Annotated in this window: 17 protein-coding genes; 6 read left to right on the forward strand and 11 right to left on the reverse strand. The window is 65.3% G+C overall.

Features of this window, described 5'->3' with window-relative positions; all coding sequences use genetic code 11:
* Positions 1-9 precede the first annotated feature (9 nt).
* Positions 10-756, forward strand: coding sequence for an SDR family oxidoreductase (locus NCT32_RS09045; protein WP_061119692.1), 747 nt, complete (start codon positions 10-12; stop codon positions 754-756).
* 74 nt (positions 757-830) lie between these two features.
* Here the strand turns inward: NCT32_RS09045 and NCT32_RS09050 are convergent, their stop codons facing one another.
* The 6 genes from NCT32_RS09050 to sugE all read right to left on the reverse strand — a co-directional run bounded on the left by NCT32_RS09050 (position 831) and on the right by sugE (position 6497).
* Complete coding sequence (locus NCT32_RS09050) at positions 831-1409, reverse strand: DUF924 family protein (protein ID WP_061119693.1); 579 nt, start codon at positions 1407-1409, stop codon at positions 831-833.
* Positions 1410-1411: 2 nt separating this feature from the next.
* A complete protein-coding gene (locus NCT32_RS09055; RefSeq protein WP_250476832.1) occupies positions 1412-2143 on the reverse strand; it encodes an alanyl-tRNA editing protein in 732 nt (243 codons plus the stop codon).
* 106 nt (positions 2144-2249) lie between these two features.
* Positions 2250-2663 (reverse strand): group II truncated hemoglobin, encoded by a 414-nt coding sequence (locus NCT32_RS09060; protein WP_061119695.1) that lies wholly within the window; start codon positions 2661-2663, stop codon positions 2250-2252.
* A 17-nt stretch (positions 2664-2680) separates the two neighbouring features.
* Entirely contained in the window at positions 2681-5197 is a 2517-nt protein-coding gene (locus NCT32_RS09065) for an ABC transporter permease (RefSeq protein WP_409241527.1), read from the reverse strand.
* A gap of 71 nt (positions 5198-5268) precedes the next feature.
* A complete protein-coding gene (locus tag NCT32_RS09070; RefSeq protein ID WP_061119697.1) occupies positions 5269-5895 on the reverse strand; it encodes a DUF4126 domain-containing protein in 627 nt (208 codons plus the stop codon).
* A 281-nt stretch (positions 5896-6176) separates the two neighbouring features.
* Positions 6177-6497 (reverse strand): quaternary ammonium compound efflux SMR transporter SugE, encoded by a 321-nt coding sequence (gene sugE / locus NCT32_RS09075; protein WP_061119698.1) that lies wholly within the window; start codon positions 6495-6497, stop codon positions 6177-6179.
* A 243-nt stretch (positions 6498-6740) separates the two neighbouring features.
* Between sugE and NCT32_RS09080 the strand changes: the two genes are divergently transcribed.
* Positions 6741-8198: a cytochrome ubiquinol oxidase subunit I gene (locus tag NCT32_RS09080; protein WP_061119699.1), complete on the forward strand. Its 1458-nt coding sequence runs from the start codon at positions 6741-6743 to the stop codon at positions 8196-8198.
* A 20-nt stretch (positions 8199-8218) separates the two neighbouring features.
* Positions 8219-9223, forward strand: coding sequence for a cytochrome d ubiquinol oxidase subunit II (gene cydB / locus NCT32_RS09085; RefSeq protein ID WP_061119700.1), 1005 nt, complete (start codon positions 8219-8221; stop codon positions 9221-9223).
* 61 nt (positions 9224-9284) lie between these two features.
* Here the strand turns inward: cydB and NCT32_RS09090 are convergent, their stop codons facing one another.
* From NCT32_RS09090 to NCT32_RS09100, 3 genes are all read right to left on the reverse strand, one after another.
* Positions 9285-9767 (reverse strand): hypothetical protein, encoded by a 483-nt coding sequence (locus NCT32_RS09090; protein WP_061119701.1) that lies wholly within the window; start codon positions 9765-9767, stop codon positions 9285-9287.
* Positions 9768-9806: 39 nt separating this feature from the next.
* The gene (locus tag NCT32_RS09095; RefSeq protein WP_409219275.1) at positions 9807-10346 is read right to left on the reverse strand and encodes a peroxiredoxin; all 540 of its coding nucleotides are present in this window, start codon (positions 10344-10346) and stop codon (positions 9807-9809) included.
* Between the two features lie 66 nt (positions 10347-10412).
* On the reverse strand, positions 10413-11711 hold the full coding sequence (locus tag NCT32_RS09100; RefSeq protein WP_061119703.1) for an EAL and HDOD domain-containing protein: 1299 nt from the start codon (positions 11709-11711) through the stop codon (positions 10413-10415).
* Positions 11712-12172: 461 nt separating this feature from the next.
* Between NCT32_RS09100 and NCT32_RS09105 the strand changes: the two genes are divergently transcribed.
* Together NCT32_RS09105 and NCT32_RS09110 are read left to right on the forward strand one after the other, a co-directional pair.
* Positions 12173-14062 (forward strand): bifunctional diguanylate cyclase/phosphodiesterase, encoded by a 1890-nt coding sequence (locus tag NCT32_RS09105; RefSeq protein ID WP_061119704.1) that lies wholly within the window; start codon positions 12173-12175, stop codon positions 14060-14062.
* A gap of 141 nt (positions 14063-14203) precedes the next feature.
* Positions 14204-15676 carry an HDOD domain-containing protein gene (locus NCT32_RS09110; RefSeq protein ID WP_061119705.1) on the forward strand — a complete coding sequence of 491 codons (1473 nt, stop codon included), beginning with the start codon at positions 14204-14206 and terminating at the stop codon, positions 15674-15676.
* Between the two features lie 35 nt (positions 15677-15711).
* Here the strand turns inward: NCT32_RS09110 and NCT32_RS09115 are convergent, their stop codons facing one another.
* Together NCT32_RS09115 and NCT32_RS09120 are read right to left on the reverse strand one after the other, a co-directional pair.
* Positions 15712-16155 carry a hypothetical protein gene (locus NCT32_RS09115; protein ID WP_061119706.1) on the reverse strand — a complete coding sequence of 148 codons (444 nt, stop codon included), beginning with the start codon at positions 16153-16155 and terminating at the stop codon, positions 15712-15714.
* A 156-nt stretch (positions 16156-16311) separates the two neighbouring features.
* Positions 16312-17976 carry a methyl-accepting chemotaxis protein gene (locus tag NCT32_RS09120; RefSeq protein WP_061119707.1) on the reverse strand — a complete coding sequence of 555 codons (1665 nt, stop codon included), beginning with the start codon at positions 17974-17976 and terminating at the stop codon, positions 16312-16314.
* Between the two features lie 341 nt (positions 17977-18317).
* On the opposite strand from NCT32_RS09120, the gene NCT32_RS09125 reads away from it, so the two are divergent.
* Positions 18318-19574, forward strand: coding sequence for an MFS transporter (locus NCT32_RS09125; protein WP_061119708.1), 1257 nt, complete (start codon positions 18318-18320; stop codon positions 19572-19574).
* Positions 19575-19589: the final 15 nt, after the last annotated feature.

Below are 19589 nucleotides of genomic sequence, written 5' to 3' on the forward strand. Positions count from 1 at the left end.
GAACAGCGAATGTCCAAAGTCATCCTGATTACCGGCGCAAGCCGTGGCATCGGCCGCTCGGCCGCGGTGCTCGCGGGCGCGCGCGGCTGGTCCGTCGGCGTGAACTATGCGTCGAACGCGGCCGCCGCCGATGAAACCGTCGCAGCCGTGCAGGCGGCGGGCGGCAAGGCGATCGCCATCCACGGCGACGTGAGCGACGAAGCCGCGATCATCGCGATGTTCGATGCGACCGAAAAGGCGTTCGGCAAGATCGATGGCGTCGTGAACAACGCGGGCATCGTCGCGCCCGGATCGGCGCTCGCGGACATGGACATCGCGCGCATGAAGCGCATCTTCGACATCAACGTGCTCGGCGCGTACCTGTGCGCGCGCGAGGCGGCGCGCCGCATGTCGAGTTCGCGCGGCGGCAGGGGCGGATCGCTCGTGAACGTTTCGTCGGCAGCGGCGCGGCTGGGCGGTGCCGGTGAATACGTGGACTACGCGGGATCGAAAGGCGCGATCGATACGCTGACCATCGGGCTCGCGAAGGAATTGGGACGTGAAGGCGTGCGCGTCAACGCCATCCGTCCGGGCCTGATCGAAACGGACATTCACGCGAGCGGCGGCAAGCCCGACCGCGCCCAGGTGCTCGGTGTGACGACGCCCATCGGCCGTCCGGGCACGGCGGATGAAGTCGGCGAGTCGATCGTGTGGCTGCTTTCGGATGCGTCGTCGTATGTGACGGGGGCGCTGCTCGACGTCGCGGGCGGGCGCTGATCGAATCAAAGCCGACTCAGACTAAGCGGATGCGCGACGAAAGACTCTCGACGGAGTTCTAGAACGCGCGACGCTCAGAACCCGCCGTGCTTCGCCAGCCACGCTTCTTCCTCAGCCGACATCTGCCGCCCGAGAATCCGGTTGCGATGCGGAAAGCGTCCGAATCGTTCGATCACCTCCGCGTGCTCCAGCGCCGATTCGTAAAAACTCGAAACGCCCGTCTCGTCTTTTAGTTTTCTGAAGAGCCGCAACGATTCGCGTTGGCTTTCGGGCGCTTCGTCATGCTCGAACGGCATGTAGGCGAACGCGCGGTGATACGCGCTCGGCAGGCGCAGATCGTCGCCGCGCTCGACCAGCGTCCGCGCCAGCGCAAGCGCGCGGCTGTCGCCCGCAAACGCGCGCGGCGTGTTCCGATAGCAATTGCGCGACAGTTGATCGAGCAGCACGATCAACGCGAGCGTGCCGAGCGGCGTGCGCTCCCAATCCTGCAAGCCGCCCACCTGCGCCGCTTCCAGCAACGAGCCGAACCGCTCGGCAAGCAGCGAATCGAAAGCGCGCTTTTTCCGCCACCACAGTTTGCGATCCGCTCCGAACTCCGCAGAACCCGGCTCACCAAACCAGAGATCGAGCACCGCCTGAGCGCGCGGATCCATGCTCAAACCAGTTCGAGCACGAGACGCCGCGTGCGCGCGCTCTTCTTCTCCAGTTTCGCGATGCGCAGTGCGCCGATCTCCCCGGTATTGCGCACATGCGTGCCGCCGCACGGCTGCAAATCCACATTCTCGATGCGCAACAGGCGCACGCGGCCGAGGCCCATCGGCGGCTTCACGCTCATCGTGCGCACGAGTTCGGGGCGCGCGGCCATCTCGTCGTCGGTGATCCATTCGGTCTGCACGTCGTGCGCGCCGCCGACCAGTGCGTTCAGCTTCGCTTCCACGGCTTCGCGTTCGATTGGCTCGACCGTCGCCAGATCGAGGCGCGCGTAATCGGTCGTGATGCTGCAGCCGTCGACCGGAAACGGCAGCACCGCGCAGATCAGATGGCTCGCGGTATGCAGGCGCATATGCCGATAACGCCGCGCCCAGTCGATCTCCGCGCTCACCGTGTCGCCGACCGCGAACTTCGCCAGCGCGTCGTCCTGACCCGGCGCGGGCACATGCACGGCGTCATCCGGCGTCGCGCCTTCGAACTTCGCCTTGCGCGTATCGGCAATGGCGATGACCGTGCCGTCCGCGAGCGTCAGCGTGCCGGCGTCGCCGGCCTGCCCCCCGCCGAGCGGATAGAACACGGTCCGATCGAGGTGGATGCCCTGCTCGTCGATGGCGGTGACGGTCGCGTCGCAACGCGTCAGATAGGCATCCTCGCGAAAGAGTGCGCGTGTGCTCATGTCTCTTATTCCTTGCTGTATTCGGGGATGGGCGCCTCCAGCACGCCGCCGACCGAACATGATGCAGCAGATACGGCCCCGTCGAACCGATACAAAACGGCGCGAATCAACCGGGACGGTTGCGCATCCAGTCGGCGGTGTCGAAGAAGGACGTCAGAAGGCGCTCGCGCAAGGATTCGTCGAGGCCGATGTCCTCCATCGCCCACGCCATGCAGCGCAGCCACTGATCGCGCTCGCCCGATGCAATCGCGAACGGCAGATGCCGCGCCCGCAATCGCGGATGCCCGAAGCGGTCGATGTAGTGATCCGGCCCGCCCATCCAGCCGCACAGGAACCAGAAGGTCTTGTTGCGGGAATTGTCGAGCGTGGGCGGATGCAGCGCGCGAATGCCCGCGAATTCGGGCTCGAGATCCATCAGGTCGTAGAAACGGTCGACGAGCGCGCGCACGCGCTCCTCGCCGCCGATCAGCTCGAAAGCGGTCGGCTTTTGCCCTTCGTCTTCAGGAGTTACGTCGGTCATTGCTCAGATTCGGAAAACTAGGCGTCGCGCAGGGATTGCAGCGCGGGCCGCGCCAGCACGCGCCGCAGGCTCAGCCAGCCGCCGAGCGCGGCGCATGCGACGCCCGCGACGATGCCCGTCGGCACGAGCCACGGATTGAAATCGATATGAAACTCGAACACGCGCGCTGCGAGCACATAGCCGATGGCCTGCGCACCGATCGCCGCCATCAGGCCCGAAAGCGCGCCCACAGCCACGAACTCCGCGACCTGCACCGAGCGCACCTGTTTGTGCGATGCGCCGAGCGCGCGCAGAAGCGCCGACTCGCGCACGCGTTCGTCGCGCGTGCCGGCGAGCGCCGCGTACAGCACGAGCACACCCGCCGCGAGCGTGAAGAGGAACAGGAACTGCACGGCGCCGATCACCTGCGCGAGCGTGCGATGGATCTGCGCGAGAATCGGCGCGATATCGATGGCCGTCACGTTCGGATAACGCGCGACCAGGCCGTCGATCACGCGCTGTTCTTCCGCCGGCAGATGGAAGCTCGTGATGAAGGTCGCCGGAAGATCGGCGAGCGCCTCGGGCGGCATCAGCACGAAGAAGTTGACCTTGAACGAGTTCCAGTCGACCTTGCGCACGCTCGTCACGCTCGCTTCGACGGGCAGGCCGGCGACGTCGAAACGCAGCGTGTCGCCCATCTTCACGCGGATGGTCTTCGCGATGCCCTCCTCGATCGACACCTGCGGCTTGCCGTCCTTGCCGAACCACGCGCCTTGCGTCACGCGGTTGTCGCCGGGCAACTCGGTCGTGTACGACAGATTGAATTCGCGGTCGACGAGGCGCTTCGCATCGGCCTTGTCATAGTTGTCCGGATTCACCGGCTTGCCGTTGATCGCGACGAGACGCGCGCGGACCATCGGCGAGAGCCCGGCGTCGGGCTGGCCGTGCGTGTGCAGATAGTCGAGCACGCCCTGACGCTGGTCGGGCTGAATGTCGATGAGGAACTGATTCGGCGCATCAGGCGGCGTCGCGTCGCGCCAGCCCTTGATGAGATCGTTGCGCGTCATGCCGATGAGCAACAGGCACATCAGGCCTATGCCGAGCGCGGTGATCTGCAGCGCGCTCGATCCACTGCGCCGCTCCAGCGACGCGAGCGCATAACGCCAGCCGACGCCCGCGCGGCTGCGTTCGCGGCGCACGAAGCGCGCTGCGGCCCAAAGCGCCGCCCGCGCGATCACGCCGAACACGAGTAGTCCGGCCGCGAAGCCGCCCGCGACGATGCCGCCCAGCTTCACTTCTCCCGCCGCGACGATCAGCAGCGCCGCGAACAGCAGCACGCCGACGCCATACGCCGCATGCGCGACGCGTTGCGCATCGCCGAGTTCACGGCGGATCACGTGGACCGGCGGCACTCGCGTGATCGGCAGAAGCGGCGGCAGCGCGAAACCGAGCAAAAGCACGAGGCCCATCGCGATGCCCTGCAACGCCGGCCACACGCTCGGCTGCGGCAACTCGACATCGACGAGCGAACCGAGCCAGTTCAGCAAGACGAGATGACCGCCGAAACCCAGCACGATGCCGACCGCGCTGCCGATCACGCCGATCGCGAGGAATTCGTTCAGAAAGAGCGCGCGCAGCGTGCGCTGGCTGACGCCGAGACAGCGCATTGCCGCGCAGCCGTCGAGATGCCGGCGCGCGAAACGATGCGCCGCCATCGCGATCGCGACCGCCGCGAGCAGCGCCGTCAGCAGCGAGACGAGCGTGAGAAAGTGGCTCGCGCGATCGATCGTCTGGCGCACCTGCGGCTGCCCGTCGGAGAGCGATTCCAGGCCGACGCCGCGCAGCTTGCCGCCGTCGACCTGCTCGCGCGCGAATCTTGCGAACCGCTCGACGTTGCTGTCGGAACCGGCGACGAGCAATCGGTACGTCACACGGCTGCCATACCCGATCAGTCCCGTGCCCGCGATCTCGTCGGCGCGCATCATGAGGCGCGGCGAAAAGTTGACGAACGAGAAGCCGCGATCCAGTTCGCGCGTGATGACGCCCGCGACCGTGAACGTGCGCGTGCCGACCTTGACCGCGCCGCCGACGCGGGTCTTGAGCGCATCGAGCAAGGCAGGATCGACCCAGACGGTGCCGGGCGCGGGAATGCCATGCGCAGGCGCATCGGCGGCATCCGTGCCGGGCGCGATGCGCAGCGCGCCGCGCAACGGATAACCTTGCGTCACGCCCTTGATCGCCGCGAGCCTCGAAAGCGGCTCCGCGGCCGTCGAGCTGATCATGCTCGGAAAAATCGTGGTGCCCGCCGTCTCCAGTCCGAGCGATTTCGCCTCTTTCGCGAACATCGGATCGACGGGATGATCCGCGCGCACGACGAAATCGGCGGCGATCATCTGACGGCCGTCGCGCGCGAGCCCCTGACGCATGCGATCCGCGAGGAACCCCACGCTCGAGAGCGCCGCCACTGCGAGCACCAGCGCGAGCAGGAGCATCGTGAGTTCGCCCGCGCGCCAGTCACGCGCGGTCATGCGCCATGCCTGACGCACCGTCTGCATAAAACCGAGTTTGATGGCCGGGTGAGAATGTCCAGCCTTGAGTGCAGCCTGATCGTTCCTGAATGCGGTGCTCAATCGTGCTTGCTCCGCAGCCGGTTCATGCGATCGGAACTCGGCAGCATGTGCTTCGCCATGCGCGACACGCCACCATGCACGCCGCGCGCGAGACGCGGCAGCGCCCAGCCGGCGAGCACCAGAAACGCGAGCAAGAGCACGAGAAACAGGAACGGGACGAAAAGCGCGAGCGTGATGCCCGCGAGGGCGCCGACGTCCTCGGTCGCCGATGCCGCCCAGTTCGACACGGGCTCCGGCGACAGATTGATGAGCGCGCGCGTGCCCGCCTTCGCAAAATGCGATGCCCCGGCGAGCGTGCCGCCCGCGAGCGCCGCGACGGTGAGCAGGGCCGGATCGGCGTGGCCGAGCGAGCCGGCCGCGAGCACGGCGCCCGCCGGAATGCGGATGAAGGTGTGGACCGCGTCCCACAAGGAATCGACGGCGGGAATTTTATCGGCGAGAAATTCGACGAGCGCGAGCACCGCCGCCGCGCCGATCACCCACGGCGAGCCGAGCACCGCAAGCGTATCCGGCAGATGGACAAGTCCCATGCGCTGGAACATGCCGGCGATGAAGACGGTGAGATACAGGCGCAGCCCGCTCGCCCATGACAGGCCCGCTGCGAGCGAAAGTGACTCAAGCATTGCCGCCTCCCTTGTGCTGCCTGCTGCCGGCGTTCGTCGCTGGCGGACGATTTGCCGGCTGAAAAAAGCGGCCTGACCGAAAATCTCGAAAGAAGGTGCCTACATCCACGAAGATAGTGCAAAAAAACGGAATATAGGAATCAGACGAAAACGGATGACCTCAGACCATTATATCCACCCAAATACGCGCGGTGCAGCAACGGTTCGAGCGAATGCCCTTCCCGGTGCGCCGGCGCACGTCGGGGTGGCGCCGACGCAACGGGCGAGACCTCGATGAAGCCTTAGTGCCCCGACGAAATCTTGAGCCCGACGAGCCCAGCGACGATCAGCACCGCGCTCACGATGCGCGCCGCCGAAAAGGCCTCGCCCAGGAAGACGATGCCGAACACGAATGCGCCGAGCGCGCCGATGCCCGTCCATACGGCATAGGCCGTGCCGAGCGGCAACTGTTTCATGGCGATGGCGAGCAAAACGAAACTGCCGATAGCCGTGATGATCGTGAAGATGGACGGTCCGAGCCGAGTGAAGCCCTCGGACGATTTGAGACCTGCGGCCCACGCAACTTCGAGCAGACCGGCGATGAAAAGAAGAATCCAGGACATCGGGCGACTCCCTTTAAAAATGGGGCCGTCCCCGATGAAACGAGGCGCATGCGGTCGTCCACATGGCCTTAAGAGCAGACCTGCGATTGTATCAAACTGGTGCATGCGCGGCCCGGTGCATGCAGTGCCGCGTCGCGCGGCGCGTGGCCGCGTTCATGAAAACCGTGTATTAAGTAAAAAGCGCCCACGCGGGGCGCGCCGTTCGACATAGCCGCTGCAAAAAGCCTGAACAAAGGAGCGTTCATGGATGTCGATTCCGTCCTGCTCTCCCGCTTCCAGTTCGCGTGGGTCGTCGCGTTCCACATTCTGCTTCCGGCGTTCACGGTCGGCCTGTCGTGCTATATCGCGACGCTCGAATTCAACTGGTGGATCACGAAGCGCGACGTCTACCGGCGGCTCTCGGCGTTCTGGCTGAAGATCTTCGCGGTGTCTTTCGGGATGGGCGTGGTATCGGGCATCGTGATGCCCTTCCAGTTCGGCACCAACTGGAGCCGCTTTTCGGACGCGACCGCCAACGTCGTCGGCCCGCTGATGGGCTATGAAGTGCTGACGGCGTTCTTCCTCGAATCGGCGTTTCTCGGCGTGCTGCTTTTCGGGCGCAAGCTCGTGCCGCAATGGGCGCACGTGATGTCCGCGATTTTCGTCGCCGCCGGCACGGTGATCTCGTCGTTCTGGATACTCGCCGTCAATAGCTGGATGCAGACGCCGCAGGGCCATCGCATGCTGCCCGACGGCCGCTTCGAAGTGGTGAGCTTTTTTGACGTGATCTTCACGCCGTCGTTTCCGTACCGGCTCGGGCATACGGTGAGCGCGTTTCTCGTGACGGCGGGCTTCGTCATTCTCGGCGTCGGCGCGATGTACCTGCGCCAGCGCCGCGCACTCGAGGAAAGCCGCGTGATGGTGAAAATGTCGCTGATCTTTCTCATCATCATGGTGCCGGTCCAGATGGTGATCGGCGACGCGCACGGCCTCAACACGCTGCAACATCAGCCCGCCAAGCTCGCGGCGATGGAAGGCCTCTGGGAATCAGGCACGCGCATCCCCGCCAATCTCTTTTCGATTCCCGATCAGGAGGAAGAGCGCAATCACTTCGAGATCTCGATTCCGGTGCTCGGCAGCCTGTATCTGACGCACGATCCGAACGGCTTCGTGCGCGGGCTGAAGGACTTCCCGCGCGAGGACCGTCCGCCCGTGGCCGTCGTGTTCTTCGCGTTTCACATCATGGTCGGCATCGCGCTTCTCATGTTCGCGCTCGTGCTGTGGGGCATCGTGCAGTTCGCACGCGGCAGAATCGAGACGAGCCCGCGCTGGCTGCGCGCGGCCACCTGGGCGATGCCGCTCGGCTTCATCGCGGTGGTCGCAGGCTGGACGACGACCGAAGCCGGCCGCCAGCCGTGGACCGTGTACGGCATCCTGCGCACGAAGGATTCGGTGACGCCATCGCTCACCGCGGCCGATGTCGGCCTCTCGTGGCTGCTCTACATGCTGGCTTATGTCGTCATCTTCGGCGCGGGCTTCTTCCTGCTGCGGCGCCTCGTGCGCGTGGGGCCGGCGGAAGTCGCGCATGCGCACGAGAAGGACGAACTGGACGCGAAGACACGCGCGGCGCGTCCGCTCTCGGCGGTATCGGCCAGTGCGGGCGGCGCGACGCGGCCCGTCAGCGACGACGATATCGTGCCGCCTGGCCGCGGGCGCCATTAACGTCGAAAACGGAGAACGCGATGCTCGATCTCGTGCCGCTGTGGGCCGCCATTCTCGCGCTGGCGGTGTTCATGTATGTGCTGCTCGACGGCTTCGATCTCGGCGTCGGCATGATGTTCCTGCTGCGTCGCGACCCCGAATCGCGCAATCTCATGATCAACTCCGTCGCGCCGGTCTGGGACTTCAACGAAACGTGGCTGATCCTCGGCGGCGGCGGGCTCTTCGCGGTGTTCCCGCTTGCGTTCGCGATCATCGTGCCGGCCGTGTACTTCCCGATTCTCTTCATGCTGCTCGGGCTGATATTTCGCGGCGTCGCGTTCGAGTTCCGCGAGGTGATCGGCGCGCGCAAGTGGCTCTGGGACGGCGCGTTCGGCTGCGGCTCGCTCGTCGCGACGTTTTCGCAGGGCATCGTGCTCGGCATGTTCATTCAGGGCTTCCCGATCGAAGGCCGCGTCTATGTGGGCACGAGCTGGAACTGGGTCGCGCCGTTTCCGCTGCTGGTCGGCGTAGGGCTGATCTTCGGTTATGCGCTGCAAGGCACGACCTGGCTCGTGCTCAAGACCGAAGGCGAACTGCAGCAATGGAGCCGCCGCATGGCGCGCTACGCGCTCTTCGGCGTGATCGTGTTCATTCTGCTCATCAGCCTGTGGACGCCGCTCAAGGATGCGCGCATCGCGGCGCGCTGGTTCGGCTTTCCGCAGAGCTTCGTGTTCGCGCCGGTGCCGGTGCTCACCGCGCTGCTCGCGTGGACGCTGTGGTCGAGCCTTGCAAAAGGCCGGGAAGTGATGCCGTTCCTGTGCTCGATCGGCCTCTTCTTTCTTGCCTTCACGGGGCTCGTGATCAGCCTGTGGCCGTTCATTGCGCCGCCTTCCGTTACGCTCTGGGATGCGTCCGCCGCGCCGCTATCGCATCAGTTTCTGCTGATCGGGACGATGTTCCTGCTGCCCGTGCTGATGATTTATGTGATCTGGTCGTATTGGGTGTTTCGCGGGAAGGTGCGCGGGGATATCGGGTATCACGCGTGAGAGCTTTTAGGCTTTCGCCCGGCGAAGCCCAGGACAACATCCCAACGCACTCCGAGCCGCATCAGAGCTTCTGCTGCGTCGCGAGGGACAGTATCCGCGCCCACTTGCGCGCCTCGCCGCGATCGCGCATCGGCAGATTCCATGCGCCATGGTTCGCATCCTGCACGTCGAGCACCACCTGCCACACGCCGCTTGCGCCGCCCGGCTCCTGCATGCGCGCGCCGCGCAGGTCCGCGAAGATATAGCTGCCGCGCTCGTCGCCGACGCGCACATCGCACAGACGCTTGCCCGCCGCGACCCGCACGCCGCCCCAGTCGCGTTTGAGCTCATGCGTCCAGTCGCCGCTCTCCCCCTTGCGCAGGTTCGGCGCGATCTCGCGGCGGCTCGCGAGCCAGCGCATTACGCCGGCGGCGATCGCGAGCAATACGACGACCGCCACGGCGACGGCCACTCCCAGCCCGAAATGCGCATGAAGCGCGTTGAACGACCAGATCGCGCCGTAAATCAGCAATCCGAGGGCGATCAATCCGACGACGATGGGCATGGCGTCTCCCGCGCGCTCAACCGGTGAAACAGAAACGTATCACTGCGCCTTGTGCTTCGCGTTCCAGTCACGCAGCGCCTGCAGCGTGTTCGCGACATGCTGGTCCGGCGACAGGCTCGTGTATTCGTAGATGACCTTGCCGTCAGGCGCGATCACGTAGGACACGCGATTGGCCATCGTGCTTTTCATCGGCATGGAGGCGTCGTAGGAACGGATGATCTTCGAGTCCGCGTCCGCCGCGACCGGGAATTTGCTGCGGCACTCGCTCACGGAGAACTTCTTCAATGTGTCGATGTTGTCATGCGACACGCCGATGACCGTCGCGCCCTCGGCCTTGTACTGATCGACCGCTTCGGCGAATTCGTGCGCCTCGATCGTACAGCCCTTGGTGAACGCAGCCGGATAGAAGTACAGGACTACCGGGCCTTTCCTGAGCGCGTCGGCGAGCGAATAGTCGTACACGTTGCCGCCGAGCGATGCCTGCGCGGTGAAGTCGGGCGCGGGATCGCCGGGCTTGAGCGTCGCGCCTGCCGTGAGCGGATGCACCGCCGCCGCGATCGCAAAGGCACCACCCACCATAAAGCTGGAAAGCCTGCTCTTCATGCGCGCTCCTTTCGATGACCTCGTTCATGCGAAGACGGCGTGCTACGCGTCGTCCGCGCCCTGATCCATGCGATGTCCGGCGAACCACGCCGCCGCATCGAACTGCAGTTTCGCGAGCACGGCGGGCGTGAGCGCCTCGAACGATGGCCGGGCGTGCCGGCTCGCGTCGATCGCGGACGCATCGCCCCGCTCCGCCGCCCGTGCGATACCGAGCAGCGCGCCGAGCGGCCCCTCGCCCGCCAGGATGGCGCCGCGGATTTCCGCCGCCAGATGGAGCTTATCGAGAATTTCCACCGGCTGCATGTCGAGCACCACATGCACGAGCGAGAAGATGCCGGTCATGAACGCGGCATCGGAGAAGGCTTCGTCGGCGGGACGCAGCATTTCGGCGGCGAGCTCCAGAAAGCGCGCACGCGTGCCGACGAGCTGCAGGAGCGGGTCCGAGCGCCACGGCAGGCCGCTGCCGTCGGCGTAGAGCAGCAACTGTGTCCAACGCATCAACTGGCGCGTGCCGGTCGCCGCGATCGCCTCGCGCAGCGACGACACGCGCCGCCCGCGCGTCTGCGCACTCGAATTGGCGAGGCGCATCAACTGCACGACGATGTCCGGGTTGCGCTTCAGCTCCGCCTCCAGCTCGCGCATGCCGGGCTCCCCCGCGAGCACGGCCATCAGGCGCAGCAGCGAGCCGCGCGCGGGACTGGCGCGACGCGCCGACAGCACCTGCGGCCGCGCGAAGAAATAGCCCTGGAAGAAGTCGAAGCCGAGCTTGCGCGCTTGCGTGAAATCGTCGGGCGTCTCGACCTTCTCGGCCACGAGCAGCTTGCCGCGCCGTTTCACCGCCGCCGCGAGTTCGGGCAGATGGTCATGATCCGCCGCCAGAAAATCGACCTTGACGATATCCACCGATGGCAGTGCGCCGAGCAGCGCATCGTCGAGCCGCACGACATCGTCGAGCGCGAAGCGAAAGCCCGCGTTGCGCAATTGCGCGCAGCGCTTGAAGAGCGTCTCGTCGAAGGCGATGTTCTCCAGCAATTCCAGCACGAAGCGCTCGGGCTGCATGATGTGGACGATGTCGTCGAACAGCAGCTCGCGGCTCATGTTCACGTAGCCCGGATGCGGCCCGAGGACCGCCGGCACGCCGATCTCGCCGATCGTGCGCGCGACGACATGCGCGGTCGCCTGCATGTCGTCGTGAACGCGCGCGCGATTGTCGGGACTGTCGCGAAAGAGCAGTTCGTAAGCGACGAGCACGCCGTCGCCGTCGAGGATCGGCTGGCGCCCGACATATACGCGCTGTCCGCGCCTCGCCGGCGCCGCGCGCTTTACGGACGAATCGGGCATGGCACGGACCGCTCGGAGGCGCGCCGCGGCGCTGTAAAGCCTTGCGTGAAGGCCGGCTCCGGAATTCTGGCGATGGCGCAGGCCGGCTGCATGGTGAATTCGATCATGGGGCGGAAACGGGGCGAACGGAATGCTGGTGGTCAACAGCGCGACGAAGGCCCGGCAACGATCGCACGCGCGGGGAAACCGTTCTCACTGAAAACGCGCCACTGTAACCGAATTCGCCTGACCAGATAATATGAAACTTCATATCGACAATTCCTGGACAAACTTGATCTCTCTCGGAATTGTTGCACCTTCGTGACGGGTTAAAGAAATCGCTCACCACGCCGATAACTCGCCTGATAGAGCGTGCCGCGCGCATTGCGGCACGTCCCGGCCGGAACCCGCGAGACGCGGCGTTTCGCGCGCCGCCGTTCGTCCGACGAAGGGGAGCGCAGCCGCCAGAACCCTACGAGACCATGCAAGCGAACCGGATCAATGTCTCCCGCCGTGCACCGTGGCGCATCGCGCTCGATGTGCTCGCGCGCGCATGGGGAAGCACCGCGCGCAAGGAGCACGACCGCGCGCCCGACGCGCATCCCGAAGCAAGCCCGCCGGAGCCGTCCGGCGACGCCGTGACGAGCGCGGCGACTGCCGTAACCGCCGCACCCGCCCTGGCCGGCGCAACCGAAGCGACGCTCGGCGCGGTCGATTTCCTCGCGCAGCTCGACGACGCGCTGCGCTTTCAATATGTATCGGATGCGAGCATCGAGTTCATCGGCTATCACCGTGACTATCTGAGCATGCTGACGCTGCACGATCTCGTCGCGTCCGAAGAGGCCGACGAACTGCACGCGCTCGTCGCCCGGGCGCGCGCGAGCGGCAGGCTCGAATCGGCGACGCTGACCGTCGTGAAGTCGCTCACCTATCCCGTCTGCGTCGAGCTGCGGCTCGTATCGACGGCCGCGCGCGGCGCGCCCGGTTTCGCGCTCGCCGCGTTCGACGTGGCGCACTGGCGGGAGCGCGAGGCATCGCTCACGCACGCGCTCAACCACGATCCGCTGACAGGCCTCGACAACCTCGTTGCGCTCAAGACGGCGATCAGCGCGGCGCAGGATGAGGCCGAGCTCATGCGCACGCACGCCGGACTCGTGCTGCTCGACATCGACGATTATCAGCGCATCAACCGCGCGCTCGGCTACGACGCCGGCGACGAGCTTCTGCGCGAGACCGCGCGCCGCATCCAGCACACGGCCGGGCACGGGGAGCGCGTGGCCCGCGTGTCCGGCGACGAATTCGCCGTGCTCCTGCCCGCCGGCACCACGGCGGAACTCGCCGAGGGTCTCGGGCGGCGCCTGCTCACCGCGATCGCGCAGCCGTATCGGCATCGCGGGCAGCACACGCATTTGTCGGCGAGCGTGGGGGTCGCGCTGTATCCGGATCAGAGCGGCAAGAACGCGAAGAGCGGCGCGCAAACGAGTCTGCTGCGCATGGCCGACCAGGCGCTCGCGCAGGCGAAGGAATCGGGCGGCAACGCGCTCGTCTTCCACACGATCGACGACAACCCCGCCGACGCCGAGCGCCTGAAGCTCGAAGCGGATCTGTACGAAGCCGTGCGCAACGGCGAGTTCTCGCTGTACTTCCAGCCGATCACGAAGATCCGCACGGGCGCGGTGGTCGGCGTGGAAGCGCTGATGCGCTGGAATCATCCGGTGCACGGGCTCGTGCCGCCGTCGACGTTCATCCCGCTCGCGGAATCGATCGGCCTCATCAACTATCTGGGCAACTGGGTGCTGAAGGCCGCGTGCATGCAGATCACGCAGTGGGATGCGATCGGCATCCGGCTCGATTACGTGTCGGTGAACGTGTCGCCGCAGCAGTTCCGCGACAAGCGCTTCACCGCGGCCGTGAAGGAAGCGCTCGCGCTCACCGGCATCGACGCGCGCCGGCTCGTCTTCGAGATCACCGAGAGCCTCCTGATGCACGATCCGGAAGAAGCGACGCGCCTTCTGGAAGCGCTGAGGTCGATCGGCATTCGCTTCGCCGTGGACGATTTCGGCACCGGGTATTCGAGCCTCGCGTATTTACAACGTTTTCCGCTTTCGAAGCTCAAGATCGACCGCAGCTTTGTCGAGAACCTGATTACGTCCCGCAACAACCGCGCGATCGTGAGCGCGGTCGTCGGGCTCGCGCAGTCGCTCGGGCTGGAACTGGTCGCCGAAGGGGTGGAGACCGAAGCGCAGCGCGATTTGCTGGCGGACCTCGGCTGCGACCATATTCAGGGCTGGCTCATCAGCCACGCGATGCCGTCGGACGAGCTGGCGCGCTCGTTCCAGTCGAATACGCTCGTGCTGCATGAGTCATCATGAGCGGGCGATCGTTCGTGTTCTAATCGAAGGACGCGCCGTAACTCCCTAATAACGTGTACATTTCGTTGTCAGGGTGGATTGAATTTGTTGGGCCGCCTCGGGTCAGCCGTCGCGTAACGAACAGGCTTCTTACTTTTAGCAATGGCACGCACCAAGGCCGAATTACTGGACAAGTTGTGGGCACGCATGAGCGAGCGCGGGGACTTCCCCATGCTGTCTCAGGCGCTGCGCTCGACCGTGTCCGCGATGAGCGATGACGACCTCGACTTCACGTCGCTCGTGCAAGTCGTGCTGTCGGACGTCGGGCTCACGCAGAAGGTGCTGCGCCTCGCCAATTCGGCCATGTACATCGCGTTCGGCGGCAATATCACCACCGTCACGCGCGCGCTGATGGTCCTCGGCATGGACGCGGTCGGCCATCTCGTCGTGGGACTGAAGCTCGTCGATCACTTCCATCAGAGCGCGCCGCGCCGTATCGACGCGAAGCTCGAACTGAACCGCACCCTGCTCTCGGGCGCGGTCGCGCGGCAGCTCACCGAGCACAAGGATTTGCGCTCCGCCGAGGAAGCGGTCGTCTGCACGCTGATGCGGCAGATCGGCAAGCTGCTCGTCGCGTTCTATCTCGAACACGAGTGGGATCAGTTGCGGCGCAAGGCGGCCTCGGAGAACATTCCGGACAGCGATGCGTGCGCCGCGCTTCTGGGCGTCACCTTCGATGAGATCGGCCTCGAAGCGGCGGATCGCTGGCGCCTGCCCGAGACGATCCGCGAGGGCATGCGCGCGACCGATCCCAACGCGCCCGTCGACGAAACCGTGCCGAAGCACGTGCGCTGGCTGCGCGCCATCTCCAACTATTCGACCGAAGTCGCCGACGCGCTCACCACGCAGAACGTGGCCGTGGACGGCCGCGAATCGGCGCTCGTCGATATCGCCAGCCGCTACAGCGGCCCGCTCCAGACGGACGCCGAGACGCTCACGGCAATGAGCCTCGCGCTCGCGAACGAGGAAGCGAGCGACGGCGTGATCCGCGAGATCTCCGAGCTGCAGGCAAACGCCGATGCCATGGCTCGCGCGAATGTATCGGCGCAAGCGCGCATCGGTGCGAGCGTCGAAGACTTGCGCGCGTTGCCATCGAAAAATGCCCTCGCGCCCGCGCTCTCGATGGCCTCGGAGTCGATTCTCGGGAGCCTGCACCTGTCGCGCACCGTGGTGTTCGTGCGCCAGGCCAACAACGAGTTCCACGCGCGTCTCGCGCTCGGCGGGGGCGTCGGGCCGATGCTGCCGCAACTGCGCTTCTCCGCGGATTTCCGGCCGGACGTGTTCCATCTCGCGATCACGAATCCGGTCGGCATCTTCATCGAGAATGCGCACGACGCGCGCATCGACGCGCGCCTGCCGCGCTGGTACAAGGACACACTCGGCGAGGCGCAGGCTTTCGTGCTGCTGCCGGTGAAATCGAACGATTCGACGGTCGCGCTCATCTACGGCGACTGGACTTCCCCGCAGCACGTGCGCAAGATCTCGGCACCCGAGATGAGCGCGCTGAACGAGCTTACGAAGGAACTGAGCCGTTTTTTTCTTAGCGCGAACTGGAAGGAAGTCGAGCTGATCTGATCGGCTTCCTTCTTGCGCGCATCAGCCTTTCTGCCTCATTCCCGCTTGAGAATCGCCACGGCCTGCTCGCCGTATCGCACGATATAGCCGCCGTGTGCACGCTGCCATTCCCGCGCGTCCGCCTCGTTCGCAAACCAGTTCTTTTCGTAGTCGTTGAACGCGCCGGCGTCGAGCCGATAGCGGTCGATAATCGCGCCCGCTCGTTCGTCGATATCGGGCTTACAGACGTCCCAGCTCGCGTAGCCGAGTTCGGCGGCGAGCATCGCAAGAAGATGCTTCAGTTGCAGATCGCCGCGCATCGCGTGCAGATCCGCGAGACGTTCCGCTCGCGTGACTTTTGCCGCGAGCAGGCGGCGCAAGACGGGCATGGATGCGCTCGTGTCGCCGTCGCGCGCATGGCGAAGCAGACGCCGCGCGTGTTCGCGCAGAAAGTCGCTGTTGGAAACGGAAGAAGAAATCGGACAGGATGTGGACCACATGACGTTGTTCCTTTGTTGCGCCGTTCTCGCTGCGGCTGTAAAGGTCGACGTTGCGGTTCGATCCGGAGTTGATGCAAGGCGTGGCAGGTGCGTAAGACTTTCGCGAGACCGGGCGCCCTGCCGCGCCCGTCCGCGATTCTATATCGACGTAATGCGTCAGGCCAACTGGAATTTGCCCACCAGCGACTTCAGCGCGCGCGCCTGATCGTCGAGCGATTGCGCCGCCGCTGCCGCCTCTTCGACGAGCGCGGCGTTCTGCTGCGTGTTCGCGTCCATCTTCGTGACGGCTTCGCCAATCGACTCGATGCCCGTCTTCTGCTCCGCCGATGCCGCCGAAATCTCGCCCATGATGTCCGTGACGCGGCGCACCGCCTTCACGACTTCCTCCATCGTCGCGCCGGCTTCCTGCGCGTAGGCCGAGCCGTCCGACACGCGCGACACCGACGTATCGATCAGGCCTTTGATCTCCTTCGCCGCCGACGACGAGCGCTGCGCGAGACTGCGCACCTCGCCCGCGACGACCGCGAAGCCGCGCCCCTGCTCGCCCGCGCGCGCGGCCTCGACCGCCGCATTCAGCGCGAGGATGTTGGTCTGAAACGCGATGCCCTCGATCACGCCGATGATGTCGCCGATACTCTTCGCGCTGGCATCGATGCGCTGCATCGTCTCGACGACGCGGCCGACGACGGCACCGCCCTTCTCCGCGATCGCCGATGCGTTTGCGGCGAGCGTGCTCGCCTGCTTCGCGTTGTCCGCGTTCTGACGCACCGTCGATGTGAGCTGCTCCATGCTGGCCGCGGTCTTCTCCAGCGCGACGGCCTGCTCCTCGGTGCGGCGCGACAGGTCGACGTTGCCCGTGGAAATCTCGCTCGACGCCGATGCGATCGCCTCCGCGCTCGCGGCGATATCGCCGACGGTCGACGAAAGGCCCGCCTGCATTTCGGAGAGCGCGTGCAGCATCGAGGCATCGTCGCGGCGCTTGAGCTTGACCGGATACGCGAGATCGCCCGACGCGATGCGCCGCGCGATGTCCTTCGCGTAGCCGGGCTCGCCGCCGAGCTGTCCGGCGAGACGGCGCACGACCCATTCGGAGACGACGATCGCGAGCACGAGCAAGCCGAGCGTCAGCACCGAGACCATCACGAACGACGAATGGAAGATGAACGCGGCGGAATCGATCGTCGCCTTGGCCGCGGCGCCACGGCGCGCGACGAGATCGTCGACCATCTTTTCGAGCTTGCCCGTTTCGACGAGCAGCGACACGTCCTGCGTGCCGACTTGCCAGTTCATCTGCGAAAGATCGAGCGGCTGCTCTTTCACGAGCTTGACGAAGGTGCGCAGGTTGTCGCTCCACTTCGCGAGCGCCGTGGAGAAACTCTTTTGCTGCGCGAGCGCGTCCTTGTCGGCGTGATCGATATATTGCGCGAGCTGCGTCTGCTCCTTCACGATGTCCGCGAGCGACTGCTCGATCTGCGCGCCAAGATCGTCGCGCTCTTTCGCGGTGGACGCGGTGAGCAGCATCTTCTGCGAGCGGCTCGCACGCAGCAGATAACCGCGCGTTTCCTCGGCCGCGCGGCTCGCGACGTAGCCTTGCGTGTAAATGGATTCGGTCGCGCCGTTCAGACGGCTGATCTGCGTGAGCGAAATCGCGCCGATGGCAAGCGTCCCGGCGAGCACGAGCCCGAACGCGAGCCTGAGCGATGCCTTGACGGACAGCGCGCGCCTCGTCGTGTGCTCGTGCGTATGTGCTTCAGCCGCCGCGGCGTCGGCGTGCGCCACGAAGCCCGCGTCTTTTGCGGTGCGTAGCGAAAACAGTTTCATCGATCGATCCCCGAATTGATCTGCGGGCGAAGCCGTCGTGCGGCGAGCCCTGGTCTGGTCCCCACCGGGAGTACGGCAAGTTTGCCGGCTTCTTGAGCCTTTTTATTGCGAAGCGAACACGCGTTCGCCATTCGCGCTTTTTTATAACCGGCCAAAAATCGTTGCGTAAGACGAAACAACCGCGACACGCGCCGGTTATCGTGTCCGATTCGCGACAAAGCTTGGCAGGACAACGCAACGGGGACAGCCTAAACTTGTCAGAAATTCAGCTTGCGCATAAATGTCGCACTGAAAGAGATCAAAAACCTGGGACGTTTTCCGCTTCTTTTCTGCCATTCATCATGCAAACGAGCATCGACAAGGGCGCTTTGTCGCCTTCCGGCGCATCGGCCGGCGCCGCCGCCGCGGGTTCCGCGAGCACGGGCACGCAACGCACCGTGTATTCCGTTCTGGGCGCGATCAGCTTCTCGCACCTTTTGAACGACATGATCCAGTCGCTGATTCTGGCGATCTATCCGATGTTCAAGAGCGAGTTCGCGCTCTCGTTCGGACAGATCGGCCTCATCACGCTGGTGTATCAGGTCACGGCTTCGCTCCTGCAACCGCTCGTCGGGTTATATACGGACAAGCACCCGAAGCCTTACTCGCTGCCCGTCGGCATGGGCTTCACGCTGTCGGGTCTCTTGCTGATGTCGGTCGCGGGCAATTTCGGCACGCTGCTGATCGCCGCGGCGCTGGTCGGTTGCGGATCGTCGGTGTTTCATCCGGAGTCGTCGCGGGTCGCGCGCATGGCGTCGGGCGGCAGGCACGGCCTCGCGCAGTCGCTCTTTCAGGTCGGCGGCAACGCGGGCTCGTCGCTCGGGCCGCTGCTCGCCGCACTGATCGTCATCCCGCACGGGCAGAAGAGCATCGCGTGGTTTTCGGCGGCGGCGCTCGTCGCGATGTTCGTGCTGGCCAACATCGGCCGCTGGTACAAGCGTCATCCGGCGACGAAGAAGGGCCGCGCGCAGGTCGCGCATGCCACGCTGCCGCGCAACAAGGTCATCATGGCAATGAGCGTGCTCGTGCTGCTCGTGTTCTCGAAGTACTTCTATCTCGCGAGCATCACCAGTTACTTCACGTTCTATCTGATCAGCAAGTTCGGCCTGTCGGTGCAGGCCGCGCAGATTCACCTGTTCGTGTTCCTCGCCGCAGTGGCGGCGGGCACGATCATCGGCGGGCCGGTCGGCGACAAGGTCGGGCGCAAGGCGGTGATCTGGGTATCGATTCTCGGCGTCGCGCCGTTCACGCTGCTGATGCCTTATGCGAATCTCTTCTGGACGGGCGTGCTGTCGGTGATCATCGGGCTCGTGCTGGCCTCGGCGTTCTCGGCGATTCTCGTATATGCGCAGGAGTTGATTCCGGGCAAGGTCGGAATGGTCGCGGGCCTGTTCTTCGGCTTCGCCTTCGGGATGGGCGGTGTCGGCGCGGCGGTGCTCGGGCATCTCGCCGATACCACCAGCATCGACTACGTGTACAAGGTTTGCGCGTTCCTGCCGTTGCTCGGCGTGCTGACAGTGTTGCTGCCGAAGACGCATGAGGCGCATGCGAAGGGCTGATCGCAACATGGCGTG

This window comes from Caballeronia sp. INML2, assembly GCF_023631365.1.
GTDB classification, from domain to species: domain Bacteria; phylum Pseudomonadota; class Gammaproteobacteria; order Burkholderiales; family Burkholderiaceae; genus Caballeronia; species Caballeronia turbans.